The sequence below is a fragment of the Arsenophonus endosymbiont of Bemisia tabaci Q2 genome, from assembly GCF_902713415.1.
Lineage (GTDB): Bacteria > Pseudomonadota > Gammaproteobacteria > Enterobacterales > Enterobacteriaceae > Arsenophonus.
The window spans coordinates 1-3,217 of the sequence record NZ_CACTIE010000184.1 but is presented as its reverse complement, the minus strand read 5'-3'; the positions used below and the strand labels follow the sequence as shown (position 1 = coordinate 3,217).

Here is a 3,217-nt window from a genome sequence, read left to right as displayed (position 1 = left end):
TCACTTTTGCTACAGCTCAGCCCATGAAAAGGGTGGTGAGGAAAATAGAACAGGCGCAAAAGGTTGCTTTGCAGAGACAGTTATAGCTAAGCGTCTTAATTTTGATTACGAAAATATATGTTTTTCTCCAATATAAATTTACTGATATAGAGTAATTACTTGTAATCATTTTAAAGTCGCCTAGCTATAGAAAATCCAACACCATTTACCCTTAAATCAGTTGGTAGTTGGTTCGAAAGGCGCGCGTAAAGATCATTTGCGTGCAAGGGTTTTCGTTCGTGATATCGCAGCCAGTTATCTTGAACCCTTTGAAGTCGGAGGCGTTCATAAACTTAACAGTGCAGCATTACTCAATGCTAAAAACGTCAAACTCAATAAATATGGTAACTTGCCCCGTAATAAATTAAGTCAATTAAAAAGCAAAGATAATGTCTTTATGGGTGATATAAACGGTATCAATAGCGTATGGCAATGAAAGAAAGCGAAAAAAGGCAAGAAAAATAAAAAACGCCTGAAACGTTCATCAAACGAAACACCTAAAGCACAACAGAAACAACCCATGCATAAGCTGTTAATTCGTTTTGGCGATGCCTTACCAGTTGAACCTGTACTCGGTTATCAGGATAGAGCGCAAAAGATGGCTCAGGCGCTATTACCACAGGAGATTAGTCGTGCATTTGATGAAGCAATGCGGACGGGCAAAATAATCTGCTCCGTTTGATATACAGATTGATTGAACTCAATAGCAATAATTTATAATAGCTAAGGCGGAAAAACAGAGATTAAGATTAATAAAAATATTCAAATCAAATTCAGCCTGACAGAAAACTGTGTAAATAAACAGTTTCTGTCAGATAAAGTTTAAGCTAGTATAAACTTCATACTTTTGAGTAAAAAGACTATCAATATATTGTAATATCGTATTAACTATATAGAATATATTGAATTTTTCAACCATAAATTTTACCCAGCTTTGATATCGCTTTTTTTGCTAACATATTTATTGTGGTTTTAGAGTCAAGGTTTGCTGCGGTCAAATCTGTGTTTTCTAAATTTCTCTGCTTCAATTTTGTTCTATCAAGATTAGCTTCTGTTAAGTTAGCATCTTTCAACGAAGCTTTTTTTAAATTGCTTTCAGTTAAGTTTGCACCATTTAGGTTAGCTCCTGTAAGATTTGCTTTTTTCGACATAGCGCCTTCCAGATTTGCATTGCTTAAATTAGCCTCTCTTAACACCGCTTTCATTAAATTACTTTTACTTAAGTTCGCATTCTTTAAGTTTGTTTTGGTCAAATTAGCTTCTTGTAAAACAGTGCCTTCTAGATTTGTGTTACTTAAATTAGATTCGACTAATATAGTTTCTGCTAAATTGGTATAACTTAAATCTAATCTGCTGCGTGAAGATTAGTTTTTGCTAAATTTGCTTGTTGAAAATGTGCTCCAGATAGATTTGCCTTATGCAGATCCGTTTCGATTAAGATAGCTTGAGTTAGGTTTGCTTTTTCTAAGTTCGCATACTTTAGTTGTGCTTGGTTTAGGTTTGCTCTGCTCAGATTTGCTCCTTTCATTTTTGTCAAAAACAGATGTGCATTTGTTAAATCTGCTTCATCGATCTCTGCAAGTGTTAAATCTGATGCATCAATAGTTGCGTTATTTAATTTTGTATGCTGTAGATTTGTATCAGCCAAGATAGATATTTTTATATCTGCTTCCCTTAAATCTGCATGAATAAGCGTTGAACCCATCAAATTAATACCAAGCATTGTTACTTTCTTTAACAAGGCTGAATTTAAATTTGCATTATTTAATTCAGCATGTTCTAGATTTGCTCCGTTTAGGTTGGTTTGGATTAGCATGGCTTTCATTGAGTCTCGAATTCGCCATATTTGCGTTTTCCAGATTCGCTCGGATTAAGTTTGCCTCGCTTAGATCCGCAAATGATAAATTTGCGCCTTCTAAGTTAATTCTCGATAGATTTTTGCCTGATAGATTTATGCCGGATAAATCTATTTTACCTTCCTTCATGTTAACGTTTAAATTAAGCCGTTTTTGTAATAACAATAATGTAGCGATATTTTTAAACTCTTTCTCACTTATTTTTGAAGTAAAGCTCTCTCCTTTTTTCCTTGAACATTAATAGTTACGCTATCAGGAGAAGAATCACAAGAGGTAATTGCTACTAGACAATCGTTAAAATTAAATTCGATTTTCTCAGGCAAATGATAAGAGTTTGGATCAGCGTTATTTTCTTCAATAGAATAAGTTACTGCTTGAATAAAATTATCGTATTGCTTAGATAATTCCTTTTCGATCCCCCCTGCGGTAAAAAATTTATTATATATTCAAGTAGTCCTTTCGGTGATGTTATTAAATTTTTATCTTCTACATTGTTAAGATTCATCATATGATGAGCAAAACTTGAACAACATTCTGCATTCAAATTTACGAAATTTACGTATGCCATATTTTCTATTTTCCCAAAAGTGTAAAATTTGAAATAAACTTCATTTGCTTATTTTGGTTTATCCCAAAATACTTAATCTAATAATTTATATATAACTTATCTGTGTTAAATAATAATCAGGTCATCACCTTAATTTTGATGAAAGTACTATAGAGATTGCAATCGTAATCAGTCTGTATCACATTTTTGCGCATTACCATGGAAAAGATCACATTTTCACATTTATAGAGATTATTCAAATAATTAATATTATTATGATGCCAAATGCGGCAAGACTTCTAAAATAGCTAATATATTTGTCGTGTTTAATTAAACCTTTATAACAATAACCTATTGTTTATTATAATATTTATTTGGGTCCTTCCTGACACTATCGTAAACCGTGGGCATTGCGCACCGCAGTATTTCACTAGGTAAACGTTTTTGAATTTGTGTCCCAGCTCCCATGATATGGGAGGGTCACTTTTATTTTAATTTCATCAAGTTAGCGAAAAATGATTTAGATTTAGTGTCCCATTTAATCTGGGACATGTCCCACGCTATGTCCCATTGATTGACGAAAATGTCCCACGTCGACGATGAATATTTCTGAGTATGCCCAACATACGGGCGTAAACCGTAAAACTATCTCGCGATGGATGAAAAATGGATGAAAAGCGGAAAATATAGCTAAGCGACTTAATTTTGATTATACCATATTAAGTGCGAACAAAATATCTGTGTCGCATCCGAGCGCTCTTTTTTTGCATTTAGC

Annotated in this window: 4 protein-coding genes and 2 pseudogenes; 1 reads left to right on the top strand and 5 read right to left on the bottom strand. The window is 33.5% G+C overall.

Annotated features, from left to right (window positions below; all coding sequences use genetic code 11):
- Window positions 1-16 precede the first annotated feature (16 nt).
- Entirely contained in the window at window positions 17-169 is a 153-nt protein-coding gene (locus ARSQ2_RS09465) for a hypothetical protein (protein ID WP_181995146.1), read from the bottom strand.
- Between the two features lie 17 nt (window positions 170-186).
- Between ARSQ2_RS09465 and ARSQ2_RS09460 the strand changes: the two are divergent.
- A pseudogene (locus tag ARSQ2_RS09460) lies at window positions 187-721 on the top strand (hypothetical protein).
- A gap of 229 nt (window positions 722-950) precedes the next feature.
- On the opposite strand, the gene ARSQ2_RS14995 reads toward ARSQ2_RS09460, so the two are convergent.
- The 4 genes and pseudogenes from ARSQ2_RS14995 to ARSQ2_RS14985 form a co-directional block, all read right to left on the bottom strand.
- Entirely contained in the window at window positions 951-1,190 is a 240-nt protein-coding gene (locus ARSQ2_RS14995; protein WP_255487676.1) for a pentapeptide repeat-containing protein, read from the bottom strand.
- A 12-nt stretch (window positions 1,191-1,202) separates the two neighbouring features.
- Window positions 1,203-1,373: pseudogene (locus tag ARSQ2_RS14990) on the bottom strand (pentapeptide repeat-containing protein); the annotation flags it as partial.
- A gap of 11 nt (window positions 1,374-1,384) precedes the next feature.
- Window positions 1,385-1,864, bottom strand: a complete 480-nt coding sequence (locus tag ARSQ2_RS09450) for a pentapeptide repeat-containing protein (RefSeq protein ID WP_181995144.1) — start codon at window positions 1,862-1,864, stop codon at window positions 1,385-1,387.
- On the bottom strand, window positions 1,809-2,024 hold the full coding sequence (locus tag ARSQ2_RS14985; protein WP_181995143.1) for a pentapeptide repeat-containing protein: 216 nt from the start codon (window positions 2,022-2,024) through the stop codon (window positions 1,809-1,811). The genes ARSQ2_RS09450 and ARSQ2_RS14985 overlap by 56 nt, the downstream gene beginning before the upstream one ends.
- Window positions 2,025-3,217 lie beyond the last annotated feature (1,193 nt).